The following is a 17,722-nucleotide window of genomic DNA, read 5'->3' as shown; positions in this document are numbered from 1 at the left end:
CGTCACCTCGGCAGCGGCGGGGCGCCGCGGTAGCCGAGCATCGGGTCATACAGGTCCGTGCGGCGGTCCCGGTGCAGGTCGTTGAGCTGGTTCCAGATCGGAGCGGTGCGGGCCGCAGTGAGGTCCACATCCGCGTAGATGATCGTGTCCTCGTCCGGACCGGCGATGCGGTCGATCGGCCATCCATTGGTGCCGGCGATCAGCGAGTTGCCCATGAACCCGGCACCGCGCTCCTGGCCCGTACGGTCGGCCGTCGCGATGAAGACGTTGTTGGCGTGCGCGGCCGTGATCGTGAGGTGAGCGGCCATGCAGACGCCGCTCGCGTCGTAGAGCGGCGGCGGGGTCCACACCCAGCCGGTCGGGATGCAGATGATGTCGGCACCCATCTGGGACACGATCCGGGCGGTCTCGGGGAACCAGATGTCCCAGCACACCAGCAGACCGATGCGGCCGATCCGGGTGTCGAAGACCGCGAACCCTTCGTCGCCGGGGGTGAACCACAGCTTCTCGGTGTTCCACAGGTGCGTCTTGCGGTAACGGCCGATGTAACCATCGGGCCCCACCAGCACCGCCGTGTCGTAGAGCCGCTCGCCGTCCCGCTCAACGACACAGCCGACGATGTACATGCTGTGCTCGGCGGCGAGCCGCTCGAACATCTGCAGCGACGGCCCGTCCGGGATGGTCTCGGAGTGAGCGAACGCCTCCTCCCGCGTCTCGAACACATAGCCGGTCGTCGCCAGTTCGGGCAGAACGACCAGCGAGGCGCCCGCCTCGCCCGCAGCGTTCAGACGCTGCTCGACCGCGGCCGCGTTCGCCTTGAGGTTGTCGAGACCAACCTGCGGCTCGAACTGCACTACGGCTACGCGGGCCGGGCTCACCCGAGCCTCGTCCGCCACAGCAGCTGCATCAGTCACGTCACTCATCGGATTCTCCCTGAAGGTGGTTTCAAAATGAGACCGGATGCTCCGAGCGTAGGATCGGTGGTGCAGTTTTGCAACCACTTCGTCGGGGCAGATGTGTCCCGACGGGCACACCCGGGAGGTACAGATGGGGACATCGAAGGAGGCACTGGCGACGGCGGCTTGCCCCGTGGCCCGGGCAGTGGACGTGGTCGGAGACCGGTGGTCCCTGCTGATCATTCGCGATGTCTTCGACGGGACCCGCCGTTTCGGGGCCCTGCAGCGCAGCCTCGGCGCCTCACGGAACATCCTCACCGACCGGCTGCGCACCCTCGTGGCTCAAGGGGTCCTCGAAACGCGCCCAGCCTCGGACGGCACCGCGTACAGCGAATACATCCTCACCGACAAGGGCGCCGACCTCTTCACCATCCTCGTGGCTCTCCGGCAGTGGGGTGAGGGACACCTCTTCGCGGAGGGTGAGGCTCACTCGTTGCTGCTCGACACCGACAGCAGGCGACCCATCAGCCCCCTGGCACCGCTCGACGCCGACGGCCGACCCGTTAGCCACCAAAACTCTTACGTGTACAAGCTGGCGGACGCAGAGAGCGCTGGCCCCTGAAACGAGAACGCCCCGCCGGGTGGTGTGCACGGCAGCCGTACAGGGGCCGCCCACGAGTGCGATGACACGTCCCGGTACGTCTGCGCCCCGGGCCCGCGCAGGCTGGCCGGGCGGGTGTGCGTACCAAGTGCACGCTGCCATCCGCGATGTGACCCAGTCGACACCCCAGACCTGTCACAAACAGAGTCGCCTCTTTGTCTTGTGCGTAGGCACGTGAGCGAAGAGGTCAGATGTTCCGTCGACAAAGATCACCGTCCCACCCGGACCGTCCGGGTCGTGACCTTGTGATGCGCGAGAGTGCGGTACCTCCGCCCAAAACCGCCGGGAGGGGCTGATGGCTCCTCGTCGGCACTGGTGGTTCCTACCGGAACTGGGGCAGGTGTCCCCCACCGTGGCACGCAAAGGTGCTTTCTGGTACGGCCCCATGATCACCCTGCCTGCGGCAACCCTGCAGGCCTATGCCGTCTTGTTCGTGGCGCTGCAGTTGCCTCATCTCGACTCTCTGTTCCTCGAGGACAATGGAATGTTCCCCATGTGCACTGCCATCATCGTTTTCTCACTCGCTGTTTACTGGCCGTGCCCATGACTACACGGAGCATTCAACGATCGGCCTGCGAGCCTTCTCTGCCCCTCAGCGGAAAACAGAGGAGATCAAATGCGGAGTAACAGCGCAGAGCAGTTGTCCTACTCATTTTGGCGGCACGAATGGGAACAGTAACCGAGGAATCCCGCATTAAAAGGGCCTCTGCGGGAGAGCGCGCGGCGGACTGGGCGGATGGACGCCTGGGAATCTATGGCATGGCCAGGGCCAATATGCGCAAGATCTTCCCGGACCACTGGTCCTTCATGCTCGGCGAGGTCTGCCTCTACAGCTTCATCATCCTCATCCTCACGGGCGTATACCTGACGATGTTCTTCCACCCATCGATGAACGAGGTGGAGTACCACGGCAGCTACCTCCCGCTGCAGGGCATACGCATGTCGGAGGCGTACGCCTCCACCCTGGACATCAGCTTCGACGTCCGCGGCGGCCTGCTGATCCGACAGATCCACCACTGGGCGGCGCTGGTCTTCCTCGCTGGCATGCTGGTGCACATGATGCGCGTCTTCTTCACGGGGGCATTCCGCAAACCTCGCGAGGTCAACTGGACGTTCGGGTCCCTGCTTTTCCTTCTGGGCATGTTCACCGGCTTCACGGGATATTCACTGCCGGACGACCTACTGTCGGGCACCGGGGTCCGTTTCCTTGAGGGCGCACTCCTTTCGGTGCCCGTCGTGGGGACATACCTGTCCATGTTCCTGTTCGGCGGGGAATTTCCCGGCGACGACATCGTGGCCAGGTTCTACTCGTTCCACGTTCTGCTGTTGCCGGGCATCATGGTAATCCTGGTGGTCACGCATGTGGTGTACGTCTTCTACCACAAGCACACTCAATTCGCCGGCCCCGGCCGCACCAACAAAAACGTGGTCGGCATGCCGCTCATGCCGGTCTATGCGGCAAAAGCGGGCGGTTTCTTCTTCCTCGTCTTCGGTGTCATCGCACTCCTTGCGGCGATCGCCACAATCAACCCGATCTGGGCGTTGGGCCCTTACCGGCCCGACCAGGTGTCCACCGGCGCACAGCCCGACTGGTACATGGGCTTCGCCGAGGGACTGATTCGCGTGATGCCGGGATGGGAGATCAACCTAGGCGGCCACACACTCGCACTGGGCGTCTTCATCCCGTTGGTGATTTTCCCGCTGATACTTGTGGCCATCGCCGCCTACCCCTTCCTGGAAGCATGGGTAACGGGTGACAAGCGCGAGCACCACATAGCCGACCGGCCGCGCAACGCACCGACGCGTACGGCCTTCGGTGTGGCGTGGCTGACCGTGTACTTCGTCCTGCTGATCGGTGGTGGTAACGACCTCTGGGCCACCCGCTTCCACCTGTCGATCAACGCGATCACCTGGGTCGTCCGGATCGTCTTCTTCGCGGGACCGGTCATCGCGTTCGTCGTGACCAAGCGGATCTGCCTGGGTCTGCAGCGCCGCGACCGGGAGAAGGTGCTCCACGGCCGTGAAACAGGCATCATCAAACGGCTGCCGCACGGCGAGTTCGTCGAGGTCCACGAGCGGCTCTCACCGGAGGAGCTCCACACGCTCACGGCTCATCAGCAGTACCGCCCGGTCCAGTTGGAACCGTCGACCGACGCCGACGGCAATGTGCTTGCCGCCGACCGTAGTGCGCGCATACGTGCCGGGCTGTCGCGCGCGATGTACGGGGAGGACGGTCAGGTCGCCAAGCCCGCTGCCGATGACCTGCACGCGATCGAGGGCGATCCGAACGCTCTGTGAGGGTCTCGCCGCGAAGCGGTGCGCATTGGCGGGCAGATGCCGCAACCTGGCCGCCGACGGGCGCACTCAATGAGGAGGACCGAGTCTCGGGCAGCTCGTCGGCGTTGGGAACAAGGCCACAGGGTTCCCCTCCAGGGGGCGGTCGGGGAAGACGTCCACTCATGCGAATGGGTTGACGTTGTCACTCATGTGGACACAAACGGCTGTGCTCACGTGCGGGGGTCATCGAGACAGGAGCCTTCGACGGAAAGGCGCAGACACCTGCTTGTCAGAGCCGAGGGCGTCGGTGTGAACTCGTTCAAAGACGGGCGACGTCCGGCAGGCGTCCGGACTTGCGGCCCAGTGCGGGGCCGGGTCAGCCCGCCATGCGGGATCGAGGAGAGGGCAGTCGGAAGAGTCCGTTCAGCCTGCGCAGAGCCTCGGCATCGCCGGTCGCCGAGGCGGCACCGGCCGCGATCGCCTCAGTCAGTGTCCGGCTCTGAGCGGTCACGCCGAGAAACACCTCCTCGCTCATCGCGAGCGTCACGTCGGGGTGCTGGGCGGGCCCGTGCAGCGCCTCGATGGTTCCGTCGTCGATCCGGGCGTGGAAGACCTCGTCGTCGACGCGGAACTCGTACACCGCGCGGAGCCCGGCCGCGGCCTTTGGGTCGAAGCACGCGCGGAGGCCGAGCACGGCCCAGCCGGGGTGGAAGGTCTCCGTCTCACGCCGCTCACCCATGGCCCACTTCAGGCCCCAGCTCGCCAGCGCCAAGATGGCGGGACCGAGTTCCTGGCCGGCCTCGGTGAGGGCGTAGGCGGGGGTGCGGGCGGGCGGCGGCAGGATGACCTTCCGGGCCAGGCCCTCGCGTTCGAGGTGCTTCAGCCGGGTGGCGAGCAGCCCGGTGCCGAGGCCGCGCAGGCTGGTCTGGAGGTCGCCGTACCGCTTGGGCCCGGTTAGCAGTTCGCGGATCAGCAGCAGCGTCCAGCGCTCGCCGACGAGGTCGAGGGTGCGCGCGGTCGCGCAGTACTGGTTGTACGTTCGCTGCTCCACGCCCTCACTCTAGACTCCGCGCTTCCTGTTCCTGAAGCGCAGGATCCGTGCACTGGCGGACCTCCAGCAGCAGCCGGGCGAGGGACTCCGGATCGGTCAGCATGATGTCGTGCGGGCCATCAAGTACACGGCTCCGGTAGCCGAGCTCCGCACCGAAGCGCTCGAACGGGTAGGTCGACGGGCGGCAGTGGACGGCCGTGCCGGGGATCTGCTCGACGCGTCCGCTCAGCCGCGTGGCCTCGCTCAGCGTGCGCAGCGGTTGCGGCACCAGACGGGTTGCGAGCCAGTTGGCGTCGGCGGCGTCGACGATCCCGTAGGCGGCCGGCGGAGGCGCCGGTGCCAGGCGCCCGCCGGGGGAGGCGGCTGCGGCCGCGCTGACCGCGCCGACGAGGAACTCCGGCGCGAGAGAGAACAGACTCACGCCGTCGGGCCCCGCCCAGCCGTCCACGAGGACGATGTGGTCGACGGTACGGCGCGCCCTGTCCGCCGCCTCCCGGACGACCAGTCCGGCGTAGCTGTGGCCGACCAGGACGAGTTCATCATCCTCGGGGACGGACTCGAGGACCGCGGTGACGATCTCGGCATGGTCATGGAGCCCGTGATCCTCGCCGGTGGACAGGTCGGGGGTGAGCGTCTGGGCACCGGCGGCGTGCAGGCAGGGGACGAGCCGATCCCAGGCCCAGGGGCCATGCCAGGCGCCGTGGACGAGTACGTAGGTGGTGGTCATCGGTTCTCCTCGCGCAGCAGGGGCAGCAGTTGGTCGGCGAACTCCTCCAGAGCCGCCTCGTGGTCGTCGGTGGCCAGGCGGATCACCAGGTGCCGGGCACCGGCCCGGACGTAGCGCGCGAGGTGGTCGGCGGCCTGGCGGGCGGTGCCGGCGAAGAGGCTCTGGATCGCAGCGACGCGTTCGAGCGGAGCGCTGTAGTAGGCCTCGATGCTGCTGCGCAGACGGTGGTGGGCCAGCTCCGGATCTTGGTTCAGGCAGAGCGTCGCGTATAGGGCGGGAGTGACCGGGCGGGCAGGCTCGGACTCTTCGATGGTGCGGAGTTGTGTCTCGTACATCGCCGCGGCGGGCGGGTAGGGAAGCCAGCCGTCAGCCAGACGTGCCACGCGCCGCAGCGCGGGTCCGCCTCCTGCGGCCAGCCAGATCGGCGGGCCTTGCGGACGGGTCGGCGGGGGCGAGATGCGTACGTCATCGAAGTTGAAGTGCTCGCCGCGGTGGGACACCGCTCCGCCGGACCAAAGCTGCCGCATGACCTCGACCGACTCCTCCAGGCGGCTGACGCGGGTAGCGAAGGGGACGCCGACGGCCGCGAATTGGGCCCGCGTGGCCGGAGTCGGGAAGCCCCCGCCAAGCCCGGCGACCAGTCGCCCTTCGGAGAGCCGGTCGAGGGTGGCCAGCTGATGCGCGAGAAGGATCGGGTGGCGCAGGGCAGGCAGCAGCACAGCCGTGCCGAGCGTGATCCGATCGGTGGCCTGCGCCGCGGCAGCCAGGAGCAGCAGCGGGTCCGCTCGTGGCCGGGTGATCGGGCTGTCGCCGGCCCACACGGAGTCGAGGCCCAGACGCTCGGCCCGCCGGGCCTGAGCGACCAGGCCCCCCAACTCGTGCTCCGCCCGAACGGTCTGATCACGCGTCGGCAGCAGATAGCCGATCTTGAGCGGTGCCATCGCCCCTCCAGGCGGCCGTGGAACATCCACGTTGCTGACCTTAGCTCGCTACTTCCTGAATTTGAAGTACAAGCTTCATATTCAGGTATTGAGGATCCACGGGTCAGGCAATCCCTGTTGTCCGCTCCGACCGCCCCACTGGAGGCCCCCCTGGCGGGGTCGAGCGCAGCGTGGATTGATACCAACTGTCGGTATGTGAAGTGAGTCACGCCGCCTGGAGCTCATTGACGCAGGTCATCCGGGCTAAATACATTCCTACCAACGGTATCTAAAAAGGAGTGTGTGTCACGTGGCCACCACCCATGCCGACGCTCCCCCGCGGCGTTCACCAGCGTCGTTCCTGCTCCTGGCGTCCGGAGCTTCGTTCCTGGCCGTGATCGACGTCACTGTCGTGAACCTCGCCATGCCCGACTTGCGCGAGGACCTCACGGGCTCTGCGTTCAAGGACCTGTCGTGGGTCATCACCATGTACGCGATCGTCTTCGCGGCTCTCCTCGCCCCGGCGGGGCGACTCGCGGACGTACTGGGCAGGCGCACGCTCTTCCTCGCCGGCGTGGGCGTCTTCACGGCGGCGTCGGTACTGTGCGCCGCCTCCCCCGGCCTCGGGGTCCTCCTAGCGGCCCGCGCGGTGCAAGGCCTCGGCGCAGCCGCGATGATCCCCGCGTCACTCGCCATCGTGCTCATGGACTCCCCGCCCGAACAGCGTCGTGCGGCCATCGGTCAGTGGAGTGCCGCAGCGGCTCTGGCGGCGGCGGTCGGGCCCGCGGTCGGTGGAGTTCTGGTCGATGCCTTCGGCTGGCGCTCCCTCTTCATGATCAACATCCCCTTCGGGCTCCTCCTCCTCTACGGCGCAATCGCAATACCGCGCTCGACGGGCCCGAGGACCGAGCGCAGGCTCCCGGACACGCTGGGCACGACCACGCTCGGCGCTGGCGTGGGCCTGCTCTGCCTCGGTATCAGCAAGGGCAGCGAATGGGGCTGGTCCGAGGCCTCCAGCCTGGTCTGCGTCATCGCCGGCCCGGTCCTGGTCGCCCTGAGCCTGCTGCGCTCCGCCAAGCACCCGGCCCCCGCCCTGGACATCTCCCTGTGGCGCAACCGAACCTTCGCCCTGGCCAACGCCGCCGCGTTCTTCTACGGCATCGCGCTCTTCTCATGGCTGCTGGCCGGCGTCCTGTACGTCACCCAGGTGTGGGGCTATTCCGAGCTGACGGCCGGACTCGCCATGACACCGGGCGCGTTCGCGGCGACAGCCGTCGCCATGCGGGTCGGCAAACTTCCGCCCACGTACGGGCCACGGTTCGCCACCGTCGGCGGCGCGGTCATCCTGGGCGGCACCGGCTTCCTGCTCGCCTTCACCCTCCCCGACCACTCGATGTTCCTCCCCTACTGGCTTCCCCTCGGTGTCTTGGCAGGCATCGGCATGGGCGCCATCACCACCGGTACGTCCACGGCCGCCGCGCTCTCCGTCTCGCCGCTGCGATTCGCCGGGGCGACAGGGCTGAACCAGACAGCCCGGCAGATCGGCGGCGCCATCGGCATCGCGATCCTGGCCACAGTGGTCTCTGGAACACTCAAGGGCGTTGCCGACTTCGAGCGCGTGTACCTGATCGCCGCATGCGCCTCGGTGGTGGTGGCCCTTCTCGGGCTTGGCCTCACCATCCAGCTGCCGCCCACTCCCCTGGCAGCCACGCCCCCCGAGCAGGTTGCTGGTGGACAGGAGACGCCGACCGCCGGCACCTCGAACTAGGGCCGCGCGAAAGTCCCGTCCGGCTGGACGTCTGGCACGCACGCTTGTCGGCGGGCCGCCGACAGCTCCGGCGGGACCACTGCAACGCAACAACCACCGCCACCACAAGGAAACGTCACCATGACGAGTACGCAATTCCCCTCGGGCGAACTTCAAGACCCCCACCTTCTGACCGCGGAGGAGGTCACCGCCCAGCTTCAGGGTGCCCCCTGGACGCGATACGCGGCCATCGGCGACAGCATCGTCGCCGGCATCCGTGAACCCGTGGAGGGCTACGCCGACCTCAGCTGGGCCGATCGCGTGGCAGCTGGGCTGCGCCGGATCAACCCCAAGCTCGAGTACCACAACTTCGGCGTGCGGGACCTCTCGGCAGCAGATATCAGGGCCAGTCAGCTCGACCCGGCACTGGACTTCGAGCCGGACATCGCCATCGTGGTGGCGGGCGGGAACGACTTGTTGGGCAAGCACTTCGACACGACAGCCGTCGAGAAGGAGCAGGTCCGTATCGTCTCGGCGCTGCGCAGCCGGGGCTGCACCGTCGTGACGATGGGCTTGTTCGACAACACCTGGACGCCGTTCGTGGCCGACAAATACAAGGCGATCATGAAGCAGCGGCTCCAGCAGTTCTCTGACCTCACCCAGGCGGTGACACAGCGGATGGGTGGCCTGCACGTCGACCTACCCGTCAATCCCGCGGGCAAGGAACCGATCTTCGCCACCGACGGCCTGCACCTCAACACCCGCGGGCACGCGGTCGTCGCGACCGAGGTGATCCGCACGCTGGGTGAGCACCTCGCCGCCAAGAGGGCCTGATCCGGCGGTATCCCGAAGCCCGGGCTGCTCCTCAGTGCGCAGCTCGGGCTTCGGGATACCGGGAACATGCCCGGTCGGTTCGCGAAGAAGGGGATGCCGGTCTCCCCAGACACTCGTCACATGAAGGCCCTACCGGGCCGCAAGACCGGCAACTCGTCTGCCTGGCGGTCGGGTTATGGCTTCGGGGCGGGAGGCAGGTGCCGAATGGAGTCGAAGAGGTACCGGAACTGGCGCAGGGTCGTCTCGAGCAGTGCCTCGGGATCGTCCGCGTGCGCCATCGCCATGGCAGCTTCGCACTGGGCGCCGTAGACAATGGAGACCAAGGGCTCGACCTCGTGCCGGGGAAATCGCTCTTCGCCCAGAGCCTGAGAGAGGCCGTGGAACATCATGCGCCGACAGTCGGCACGGATCTCGCGCATCGCCTCCCACCCCAGCGCACCCGGCGCGTCGATGAGGGTGATGCGCTGCGTGCTGGGCTCCATGGATCCGACCAGAAACTCCCGCATACCCTGGAACAGCCCTTCCCACGGGTCGCTGCAGTGGGAATACCTTCGGGCGATGGCACTGCAGAGGTCCTGCTGCTCGCGTTCGTATACCGCTCGGAAGAGCTGTTCCTTGTTCTTGAAGTGATGGTAGAACGCACCCTTGGTGACCTCGGCGGCATCGCAGATGGCGTCGAGTGAGGTGGCAGCGTATCCGTTGTGAGCGAACAACTTCCGCGCAGAGACCAGGAGTTGCTGCATGGTCGTGGAGGAGCGCTCCTGTTGGGTGCGGCGTCCGGTTCGCCTGGCCGCCGTCTGCTGCGTCATGGTCTCTGCACTCCTCCTGACCGGTCCGCTTTCGCCACTCGAGTCGCAGTTGACCGTCGTTGCCGTGCGGGTGGCTACAGGTTACGTACCGACGGTAGGAATCTGCAACACCTTCCCCGCCGGTAGGCAGCCGAGCGGTGATCATGCCGCTCGGCGTGAGTCGACGAGACGGGGACAGGGCAAAAAGCCGATAGCCACGTGACGGAGGACGGCATGGGCTCAGTGGAGGACTTCACGTTCCCACTGCCCCCGCGACTGCACGTGCAGACGCCAGTAATGCTCGGCGATGTCATCAGGGTCGTGGGCCGTCCCCGGCTCGACCACCCCACCAACGGTGACCGTGGCGACGTGCACACCCGACGCCCCGTACTCCGCGTCGAGCAGTTCGACCAACGCCCGCACCCCGGCCTTGCCCAGCGACAAGCTCACATACTGCGGCTTCATCTCGGGCATGCCACCAGTCACGACGAAGGTGCCCTTTCCCCGCCGTGCCATCCCGGGCAGAAGATGCGCTGCGACCGTGAGGGCGCCGAGGACGTTGACCGCGTAAGTGTCCAAGTGCTCGCGATGCGACAGTTCACCGACGGCGTCCGGCCGGATGGCTGCCGCGTTGTAGACCACGAAGTCGGGTTCGCCGAGTTCACCGACGGCGGCGTCCAGGGCGGCACGCAACGCGGTCTCGTCAGCCGCGTCGGCCACGAGGGGAACAACCCGCGCACCCAAGGAGCCCAGGGACTCGGCTGCTGCCGCCACCGTTACCTTCGTCCGTGCCATAAGGCCGATCGGTAGCCCTTCGCGGGCGAATCTCCGGGCCACCGCCTGCCCGATTCCCGGTCCCGCACCTATGATCAACGCTCCTGCCATGACGTTCCTCTTCTTCAGCTCGAAACGGGCGGCCGACTTCGCTGCCACCGGATCATGCTCCGGCGGAAGATCAACCTCGTGAAGGTGCCAGCATGCCGCTCGAAGGGCGTTTGCAGCAGGCAGATTGGCGTTGACGCCGCAAAATGGCCATGCCCTGCGTGATGATCACTGTCGGGCCGAGCAGGGGCCTGACACCCGGGTTGCACCACCCGAACGGCCCGCGGGAGAAGCCGGCACCCAGGAGGTCAGGCAGGAATCCGAACCGACCGACATGCCCGTTATGTGATCTGACTCACATGATGTCACAGGGACCTCTCAAGCGGTGTCTTGTGCTCGAACCCGAAGCAAACGAGGGAGACATCATGGCTGAGAACACCGAGGTGGTTGTGATTGGCGGCGGGTACGCCGGCGTCATGGCAGCCAATCGCCTGACACAGCGCGGCGACGTGACCGTGACACTGGTCAATCCGCGCCCGACCTTTGTCCACCGGGTCCGTCTGCATCAGCTGGTGGGCGGGACCGACTCCGCCGTCATCGACTACCAGGAGGTCCTGGCGAAGGGCGCCCGGCTGGTGGTCGACAGCGTGACGCGGATCGATACGGCTGGGCGCTGTGTAGAGCTGTCGAGCGGTAAGACGGTCGGCTATGACTACCTGGTCTACGCGGTGGGCAGCGGAAGCGCGGACCCGCGCGTGCTCGGGGCGGCCGAGTTCGCCTACCCAATTGCCAGCCTGGAGGAGGTACAGCGGCTGCTGCCGGCCCTCGAGGCCGCGCCCGCATCAGCCGCGGTGACGGTGGTGGGAGGCGGCCCGCTGGGCATCGAAGCCGCCGCCGAGCTGGCAGAGCAGGGCCGCAGCGTGACCCTGGTCTGCGGTGGGGTGCTCGGTCCGTATCTGCATGCGCGGGGCCGGCGTTCGGTCGCCAAGCAGCTGGCGGCGCTCGGTGTGACGGTCGTGGAAGGCCCCGACTCGAAGGTGACCGCGGTGACGCGTAATGCGGTTCGGCTCACCAACGGCCGGGAGCTGCCAAGCACGGTGACCATCTGGACCGCCGGCTTCGGCGTACCCGACCTGGCCGTACGCAGCGGGCTGACCACCGATGCCCTAGGCCGCCTGCTCACGGACGAGACGCTGACAAGCGTGGACGACAAGCGCATCGTCGCCGCCGGGGATTCGGCGGCACCCTCGGGCCTACCGCTCCGGATGAGCTGCCTGTATGCGATGCCGATGGGTGCGCGGGCCGCCGACACGCTGCTCAGCCGACTGGCGGGGAAGCAGCCCGAACCACTCAACCAGTCGTTCGGAGCGCAGTGCATCAGCACGGGCCGCGACACCGGCATCTTCCAGTTCGGCAACAAGTCCGATGTCGCGGTGGCGCTGCGCATCGACGGCCGCCTCGGCGCGAAGATGAAGGAAGGAGTGTGCAAAGGCATCCCGAAGCACTTGGCCGAGGAGGCGCACAAGCCCGGCGGGTACAAGCTGCACCGTATGAAGGGAGGTGCCGGCCGCCAGAAGGCGCTGGACGCTATGGCCGCCGAGACACCAATCGCCGGACAGGCCGCCTAGAGCCAGGCCGGCTGAGAGGAAGACTGAGAGATGAGCGATGATCACGCGGTTGACCGGGCGACCGAGGCGTTCGTCGCCCACCGTAATCTCCTCTTCACCGTCGCGTACGAGATGCTCGGCTCAGCCGCCGACGCCGAGGACGTGCTGCAGGAGACCTGGCTGAGATGGGTCCAGGTCGATCTGGACCAGGTGCGCGACCAGCGCGCGTACCTCGTCCGGATCACGACCCGGCAGGCGCTCAACCGACTGCGCACTATGTCGCGGCGCAAAGAGACGTACGTGGGTCCTTGGTTGCCGGAGCCGCTGCTGACCGCGCCGGATGTGGCCCAGGACGTGGAACTGGCCGAGAGCGTGTCGATGGCGGTGCTCCTCGTCTTGGAGACGTTGTCGCCGACCGAGCGGGCCGTCTTCGTGCTGCACGAGGTCTTCGACATCGGCTACGACGAGATCGCGTCAGCGGTCGACAAGACGCCAGCGGCCGTCCGCCAGATCGCGCACCGGGCCCGTCGGCATGTGGAAGCCCGGCGCCCGCGCGAGGTGGTTTCTCAGGGTCAGAAACGGGCGGCTCTGGAGACGTTCTTGCAGGCGCTGGAGGGTGGGGACCTGCAAGGGCTGCTGGATGTGCTCGCGCCTGAGGTCGTCTATATGGGCGATGGTGGCGGCCTGAAGCACGCTGTGTTGCGGCCGGTCGTCGGCGCCGACAAGGTCGCCCGCCTCTTGACCGGCGGGCTCCGCAAGAACCGGTCTCGGGTCGCCATTGGCCCCACCGTGGTCAACGGCAGTCCGGCGTTGGCCATCCACTTGGACGGTGAACTGGACTCCATCATGGCGGCCCGTATAGAGGCCGACCGCATCACCGGCCTCTACGTCGTCCGGAACCCTGAGAAGCTGTCCCACCTAACATCCGAAACCCCGCTGACCCTGCAGTGAGCGCTCAGCCCAGCGGTGCAGAGCCACTTGAGGAAGCTCAGCGTTGAACCCGTATGATTCGCCTCTTCCTGCAGGTTGTGCGCTTCCAGGTAGGACTGGGAGCGCACAAGGCTTCGACGACCCGGGTTCCGGCCCCACCCCTGCCATCAGGAGAAGATCGCGGTACAGCTACTCCGTCCGCGCGTGGTGGTCGGCCCGACCGGCAACGGGGTCAGACCGGGCCGTGACCTGACCTCAGCGGTTGCCGATCGTCTGCGCCGACTCGCACCATCTGCCCGATGAACATGCGTTCCCAGGTGCAGTCGGCGGGTACTCCTGGGCCTGCGCGGAGACGGACGGCTGTAGACGCCCTCCCCACTCGGCGGCCAACGTCGCGTTGGTCGCCCCCGACCGTCACTCTCCCGAGAACATGAACGCGCCACCTCTGGGGGCGCGAGAGGAGATGTTTTGTACGGCGTAAACCCGCCTCTTCGGACGTCCGCTCGTCAACGATCCTAAGATCCAGTGCCAGTAAGGTTTCTGACGGGCCGTAATTCGATTCCGGCCTGCCCGACCGACGACGGCCGTTCCCTGCCCCCGTAGGAACGGCCGTCGTCACGCCGCCACGAAGTACCAGTGCCCAATCGGCCGTGCTCACCGAGTGAGTCAGGCTCTGGCCCCATCTTCTGGCGGCGGAGTCGGCCTGGGCCGAGACGGTTGGGTGCAACGGTACGTAGTGCCGGGGGGGCGCCGCGACCGGGACTGTGCACGATGTGGGTGAGCATGGCTCAACGCCCCTCGCCGATGCTTGCCGCGTATGCGCCGGGACAACGACGAGAAGCGTGGACGAGAGATCCTCAACACTCCAGAGCGAGCCATGCCTGCAAATCAGGAGCCTCGCCACCCACCGTGGTGGCCGCTCCGTGCCCCGTGCGGACGGATGTGTCCGCGGGCAGAGTCAGCAACTTGGTGCGGATCGATTCGACGAGGGTCGGGAACTCGGAGAACGACCTACCGGTAGGCCCCGGGCCTCCGGCGAAGAGGGTGTCGCCCGCGAATACGGTGTGCAAAGCGGGGACGTAGAAGCTCACGCTGCCAGGGCTGTGCCCTGGAGTGTGCAGGCAGGTGATCTTCACGCCCCCGACGGTGAGCCGCATCCCATGGTCGAGGTCGCCATCGGCGGCCCGGTCGGCATGCGTCATCCTCCACAGCCGCCGATCCTCCGGATGCAGCAGGATCGGCGCGCCCGTTCGGTCCGCAAGCTCGGGCGCCGCGTTGATGTGGTCGCTGTGCCCATGCGTGCACGCGATGCCCGTCACCCGACGTCCACCGACAGCCTTCTCGATCGCGTCCGCGTCGTGCGCCGCATCGATCACCAGCACTTCGTCGTCGTCACCGACCAGCCAGACGTTGTTATCCACCGCCCACGTGCCACCGTCCAACCGGAACGTGCCCTCGGTGATGACCTTTTCGACGCGTACGGCGGCCCCTTCCTTCACAGCCACACCACAGACCCCAGAACCTCACCCTTCGGCATACGGTCCAAGGCCGTTTCGATCCCATCGAGACCGATGGCCTCGCTGGCGAAGGCGTCACGGACCAGCCTCCCCTGGAGGTAGAGACGGCCAAAGCGGCAGGCTCGGTAGTCACCGCGGGCCGCACGCCAGTTGAGCACCACGCAGGCACCGGGAACCCCCTCCCCCACGGCCTCGACTAGGCCTGCGGCCTCATGGCCAAACAGGTCGGAAGAGTCGTCGCCTATCCCGCCCTGCTGGTCACGGTGGCCGGTATGACACACAGCGCACGCCTGGACATCGAACTCCGCTTCTCCACGCCCTGGGTCGGGGACGACAATCGTTCGGAGCTCCACCGGGAGCCCCTTGCCGGGAGCCACTGCTCCGCGGACGTACTGAGCCATGCTCGAACCTTCCCTTCGACGCCGGCGGCCGGGTCGGCAGTGCGGGCGTCCAGCTCTCATCGTGGAGGAACACACCGCCAAAACGGCGACGAGTGGCGCATATACGCAACAGAGCGTCACGACTGGCCCCGCGGTGTCAGTGGCGGCTGCAAGGATGAGGCGCATGACGATCGAGGACGTAGCCCCGCACACGTGAGTGAGCAGCGCATCGAGGAGGCGCTGGAGGACATCTGAGGCCGGGCCGCCACCCACTGTCACACGACGCAGCACGACTGCTACTCCGATGCAGAGTTGCGACAATGCGTGACGAGTCCTCGACCACATCGCAGCCCGCACGGTGGCGGACCCCGAGCCCGGCACCGCCCCGTCACACGTCGTCCTGTGCACCACGGCCCAGTGCACCCTGGGACTTGTGGACCTCGGCTGTTATCCCAAGGGCGACCAGGAGATCCCCTTCGCCCACATCGACCACAAACTCAGCAGCGAAGACACGGACTTCGGGGCCGTGGTACGGCAGGTGGCCACCGTGAGGACCTGGGTGGACACATTCACGTTGGCTGTGAGCAGCGGCATAACCTTGCATCGAAGTCGGACCCAGGCGAGCTGGCCGAGATGGATGCCTTGTGCGGCTACCTCGCCCCGGCTGAAGGGCATCTCCCCGCCACCGGCCGTTGGTAACGGCGTGCAGTCCAACTACCGGCGAGCGCGCCGATGCACTGCAGCAGCTGAACGCGCACGAAACGCTGACGCCGGATCAGCTCTGCTGCGCGTGTTCTTGGAGAGTGACCAGCCGACCTTCGATCAAGCCCTGGATCACCGTCTTGTCCATCATGGGAGAACACTCTCTCCGATGCACCGCCCCAAAGCCTCCTGCCGCACAAAAATCTCGCCCTGGCCGCCTCTGGCAGTCCAGGGACATGGCTGGGACTTGCGCATCCCGTCGGCCTACCTGCCAAAGACCATGCTGAATACCTGTGAAAGCGCGCCTTCAGTCAGTGGCCGACCCAGTGCTCTCCCGCCGCCTCGGCGGGTTAGAACCCAATCTCAGGCTTTACATAACGCTGGGGCAGGTCGCGTACATGGTCAGGGGAGGCTCGGTTCTCACGGAGCTTTCCTCATGATGCGGTTCTCTGCGTAACCCACGCCGATGAGCACGACGAGGCCGCCCACCACGAGGTTCCAGGTAACCGATTCGTCCAGGACGAAGACACCGACGACGACGGCGACGACGGGTACGAGGTAGTTGACGGCAGAGGCGGTGACGGCACCCATGTCGTTAATGAGACGGAAGTACAGGATGTACGCGAGGCCGGTGCAGAGCAGCCCCAGAGCGACAACGCCAAAGGTCACGCGCCCAGTGAGGTCCGGGGTGTCCCACTCAAAAAACGGGGTGACGACGGCCTGGATCACGGTGGCGGCGATGAGCTGCGACGCGGCGCCCGCGAGTGGCTTGACGCCGCGCGGGGAGAGAAACTTGCGAACGTAGACGAATCCGATGGCGTAGCTCAGGGCGGCCCCCAGGCAAGCCAACTGACCACTGGGAGAGCCGAGTCGATCGCTCCACGGACCGATGATGAGCACCACACCGACGAATCCCGCCACCAGACCGATCACCTTGCGGGGGGTGGCCCGCTCCTGGGGCAACGCGAAGGTGGCGACTGTGAGGGTGAGCAACGGGGTGCCGCCGATGAGGACACCCGCAATACCGGCGCCGGTCGTCTTTTCCCCGTAGGACAAGAGCAAGAAAGGGATGACATTGCCGAAGAGGGCCGCGCCCGCGTAGTGCCTCCACATCTCGGCCGAGCGGGGCAGGGCGACCTTGCTGACCGCAGCGACGACTATGAGCAGCAGGGCGCCCATGAACAATCGGCTCAGAACGAGTTGACTGGGCGTCAACCCTTCCAGAGACACCTTGATGAAGGTAAAGCTGCTCCCCCACAGGGTGGCAAGGAGTATGAAGCGGGCCAGTGGGGCGCATCTCTTCATGTCTAGTTTCTCTCCGCGTCAGGCGTGTCGCGCCGCGCATCCGCGCGAACTGATGAAGACCGTACTTCGCAGTGCTCTGGGGCCAGACATCGGTCCGGCGTGGTCAGTCGGCGAGGCGCGCCCAGACTTCCCGGCCATTCTCGGTGCAGCGGGTGCCCCAGTCGGTGGAGAGGGCTGAGACGAGGAGGAGTCCCCGGCCGCTCTCCTCGAAGTCGTCCGGCTGCACGGGTACGGGGGCGCTGTGGGGGACGGCACCGGTGTCGGTGACGCTCACCGTCAGTACGCCCGAGTGCAGGCTGACGCTGCAGATGATCTGTGATGCATCGGTGTGCTGGACGGCGTTGGCGACAAGCTCAGTGACGAGGAGCATCGCGGCGTCCACCGTATCGGAAGGGCGCTCCCATGCTTGCAGCAGGGCTTCGACCCGATGACGGGTCTCCGGGATGAACCGGGTGTGCCGAGGAAAGACCCACGTGCGCGTTCCGCCTGCCGTCGCTGTCGTTGCCATGGTTGTCATCTCAGGCTCCTGGGGCTGCGTCTCTTGAGTCCAGGAAAGAC

17 protein-coding genes are annotated in these 17,722 nt (G+C 66.7%); 7 read left to right on the top strand and 10 right to left on the bottom strand.

All coding sequences use genetic code 11. The annotated features are described in order from the left end of the window. Nucleotides 1-2: 2 nt before the first annotated feature. Nucleotides 3-923, bottom strand: a complete 921-nt coding sequence (locus ACWGIH_RS17815; protein ID WP_453445300.1) for a nitrilase family protein — start codon at nucleotides 921-923, stop codon at nucleotides 3-5. 124 nt (nucleotides 924-1,047) lie between these two features. Between ACWGIH_RS17815 and ACWGIH_RS17810 the strand changes: the two genes are divergently transcribed. From ACWGIH_RS17810 to qcrB, 3 genes are all read left to right on the top strand, one after another. Then, entirely contained in the window at nucleotides 1,048-1,518 is a 471-nt protein-coding gene (locus ACWGIH_RS17810; RefSeq protein ID WP_453445298.1) for a winged helix-turn-helix transcriptional regulator, read from the top strand. 391 nt (nucleotides 1,519-1,909) lie between these two features. After that, on the top strand, nucleotides 1,910-2,104 hold the full coding sequence (locus ACWGIH_RS17805) for a hypothetical protein (RefSeq protein WP_453445296.1): 195 nt from the start codon (nucleotides 1,910-1,912) through the stop codon (nucleotides 2,102-2,104). A 119-nt stretch (nucleotides 2,105-2,223) separates the two neighbouring features. Continuing rightward, entirely contained in the window at nucleotides 2,224-3,855 is a 1,632-nt protein-coding gene (qcrB, locus tag ACWGIH_RS17800) for a cytochrome bc1 complex cytochrome b subunit (RefSeq protein WP_453445294.1), read from the top strand. 355 nt (nucleotides 3,856-4,210) lie between these two features. Here the strand turns inward: qcrB and ACWGIH_RS17795 are convergent, their stop codons facing one another. The 3 genes from ACWGIH_RS17795 to ACWGIH_RS17785 are packed head-to-tail and all read right to left on the bottom strand — an operon-like array spanning nucleotide 4,211 to nucleotide 6,553. Continuing rightward, complete coding sequence (locus ACWGIH_RS17795; protein WP_453445292.1) at nucleotides 4,211-4,885, bottom strand: winged helix-turn-helix transcriptional regulator; 675 nt, start codon at nucleotides 4,883-4,885, stop codon at nucleotides 4,211-4,213. Between the two features lie 4 nt (nucleotides 4,886-4,889). Next, nucleotides 4,890-5,612 (bottom strand): esterase/lipase family protein, encoded by a 723-nt coding sequence (locus ACWGIH_RS17790; protein ID WP_453445290.1) that lies wholly within the window; start codon nucleotides 5,610-5,612, stop codon nucleotides 4,890-4,892. Then, nucleotides 5,609-6,553 carry an LLM class flavin-dependent oxidoreductase gene (locus ACWGIH_RS17785; protein ID WP_453445288.1) on the bottom strand — a complete coding sequence of 315 codons (945 nt, stop codon included), beginning with the start codon at nucleotides 6,551-6,553 and terminating at the stop codon, nucleotides 5,609-5,611. Before ACWGIH_RS17785 ends, ACWGIH_RS17790 begins: the two co-directional genes overlap by 4 nt. Before the next feature lie 289 nt (nucleotides 6,554-6,842). On the opposite strand from ACWGIH_RS17785, the gene ACWGIH_RS17780 reads away from it, so the two are divergent. Beyond that, complete coding sequence (locus ACWGIH_RS17780; RefSeq protein ID WP_453445286.1) at nucleotides 6,843-8,300, top strand: DHA2 family efflux MFS transporter permease subunit; 1,458 nt, start codon at nucleotides 6,843-6,845, stop codon at nucleotides 8,298-8,300. A 120-nt stretch (nucleotides 8,301-8,420) separates the two neighbouring features. Next, nucleotides 8,421-9,113 (top strand): SGNH/GDSL hydrolase family protein, encoded by a 693-nt coding sequence (locus tag ACWGIH_RS17775; RefSeq protein ID WP_453445284.1) that lies wholly within the window; start codon nucleotides 8,421-8,423, stop codon nucleotides 9,111-9,113. 173 nt (nucleotides 9,114-9,286) lie between these two features. On the opposite strand, the gene ACWGIH_RS17770 is transcribed toward ACWGIH_RS17775, so the two are convergent. Beyond that, entirely contained in the window at nucleotides 9,287-9,922 is a 636-nt protein-coding gene (locus ACWGIH_RS17770; protein ID WP_453445282.1) for a TetR/AcrR family transcriptional regulator, read from the bottom strand. Between the two features lie 219 nt (nucleotides 9,923-10,141). Then, on the bottom strand, nucleotides 10,142-10,786 hold the full coding sequence (locus ACWGIH_RS17765; RefSeq protein ID WP_453445447.1) for an SDR family NAD(P)-dependent oxidoreductase: 645 nt from the start codon (nucleotides 10,784-10,786) through the stop codon (nucleotides 10,142-10,144). Between the two features lie 362 nt (nucleotides 10,787-11,148). Here ACWGIH_RS17765 and ACWGIH_RS17760 point away from each other — a divergent pair, with 362 nt between their 5' ends. Then, the gene (locus ACWGIH_RS17760) at nucleotides 11,149-12,351 is read left to right on the top strand and encodes an NAD(P)/FAD-dependent oxidoreductase (protein ID WP_453445280.1); all 1,203 of its coding nucleotides are present in this window, start codon (nucleotides 11,149-11,151) and stop codon (nucleotides 12,349-12,351) included. 30 nt (nucleotides 12,352-12,381) lie between these two features. Continuing rightward, nucleotides 12,382-13,281 (top strand): RNA polymerase sigma-70 factor, encoded by a 900-nt coding sequence (locus ACWGIH_RS17755; protein WP_453445278.1) that lies wholly within the window; start codon nucleotides 12,382-12,384, stop codon nucleotides 13,279-13,281. Between the two features lie 836 nt (nucleotides 13,282-14,117). Here ACWGIH_RS17755 and ACWGIH_RS17750 read toward each other — a convergent pair. The 4 genes from ACWGIH_RS17750 to ACWGIH_RS17735 all read right to left on the bottom strand — a co-directional run bounded on the left by ACWGIH_RS17750 (nucleotide 14,118) and on the right by ACWGIH_RS17735 (nucleotide 17,681). Continuing rightward, nucleotides 14,118-14,765 carry an MBL fold metallo-hydrolase gene (locus ACWGIH_RS17750; RefSeq protein WP_453445276.1) on the bottom strand — a complete coding sequence of 216 codons (648 nt, stop codon included), beginning with the start codon at nucleotides 14,763-14,765 and terminating at the stop codon, nucleotides 14,118-14,120. Further along, nucleotides 14,756-15,178 carry an alcohol dehydrogenase catalytic domain-containing protein gene (locus tag ACWGIH_RS17745; RefSeq protein ID WP_453445274.1) on the bottom strand — a complete coding sequence of 141 codons (423 nt, stop codon included), beginning with the start codon at nucleotides 15,176-15,178 and terminating at the stop codon, nucleotides 14,756-14,758. The genes ACWGIH_RS17750 and ACWGIH_RS17745 overlap by 10 nt, the downstream gene beginning before the upstream one ends. A 1,101-nt stretch (nucleotides 15,179-16,279) precedes the next feature. After that, a complete protein-coding gene (locus ACWGIH_RS17740; protein ID WP_453445272.1) occupies nucleotides 16,280-17,164 on the bottom strand; it encodes a DMT family transporter in 885 nt (294 codons plus the stop codon). A 103-nt stretch (nucleotides 17,165-17,267) separates the two neighbouring features. Then, on the bottom strand, nucleotides 17,268-17,681 hold the full coding sequence (locus ACWGIH_RS17735) for an ATP-binding protein (protein WP_453445271.1): 414 nt from the start codon (nucleotides 17,679-17,681) through the stop codon (nucleotides 17,268-17,270). Nucleotides 17,682-17,722 lie beyond the last annotated feature (41 nt).

The organism is Streptomyces sp. NPDC054872 (genome assembly GCF_053610705.1).
Note: the sequence above shows the minus strand (reverse complement) of the source record. Positions and strands in the feature narration are given on the sequence as shown.

Bases quoted from the DNA above. Each gene is read 5' to 3' on its own strand.
- ACWGIH_RS17815 (WP_453445300.1), bottom strand. From the start codon at position 923: ATGAGTGACGTGACTGATGCAGCTGCTGTGGCGGACGAGGCTCGGGTG.
- ACWGIH_RS17810 (WP_453445298.1), top strand. From the start codon at position 1,048: ATGGGGACATCGAAGGAGGCACTGGCGACGGCGGCTTGCCCCGTGGCC.
- qcrB (WP_453445294.1), top strand. From the start codon at position 2,224: ATGGGAACAGTAACCGAGGAATCCCGCATTAAAAGGGCCTCTGCGGGA.
- ACWGIH_RS17790 (WP_453445290.1), bottom strand. From the start codon at position 5,612: ATGACCACCACCTACGTACTCGTCCACGGCGCCTGGCATGGCCCCTGG.
- ACWGIH_RS17785 (WP_453445288.1), bottom strand. From the start codon at position 6,553: ATGGCACCGCTCAAGATCGGCTATCTGCTGCCGACGCGTGATCAGACC.
- ACWGIH_RS17775 (WP_453445284.1), top strand. From the start codon at position 8,421: ATGACGAGTACGCAATTCCCCTCGGGCGAACTTCAAGACCCCCACCTT.
- ACWGIH_RS17770 (WP_453445282.1), bottom strand. From the start codon at position 9,922: ATGACGCAGCAGACGGCGGCCAGGCGAACCGGACGCCGCACCCAACAG.
- ACWGIH_RS17765 (WP_453445447.1), bottom strand. From the start codon at position 10,786: ATGGCAGGAGCGTTGATCATAGGTGCGGGACCGGGAATCGGGCAGGCG.
- ACWGIH_RS17760 (WP_453445280.1), top strand. From the start codon at position 11,149: ATGGCTGAGAACACCGAGGTGGTTGTGATTGGCGGCGGGTACGCCGGC.
- ACWGIH_RS17755 (WP_453445278.1), top strand. From the start codon at position 12,382: ATGAGCGATGATCACGCGGTTGACCGGGCGACCGAGGCGTTCGTCGCC.
- ACWGIH_RS17745 (WP_453445274.1), bottom strand. From the start codon at position 15,178: ATGGCTCAGTACGTCCGCGGAGCAGTGGCTCCCGGCAAGGGGCTCCCG.
- ACWGIH_RS17740 (WP_453445272.1), bottom strand. From the start codon at position 17,164: ATGAAGAGATGCGCCCCACTGGCCCGCTTCATACTCCTTGCCACCCTG.
- ACWGIH_RS17735 (WP_453445271.1), bottom strand. From the start codon at position 17,681: ATGACAACCATGGCAACGACAGCGACGGCAGGCGGAACGCGCACGTGG.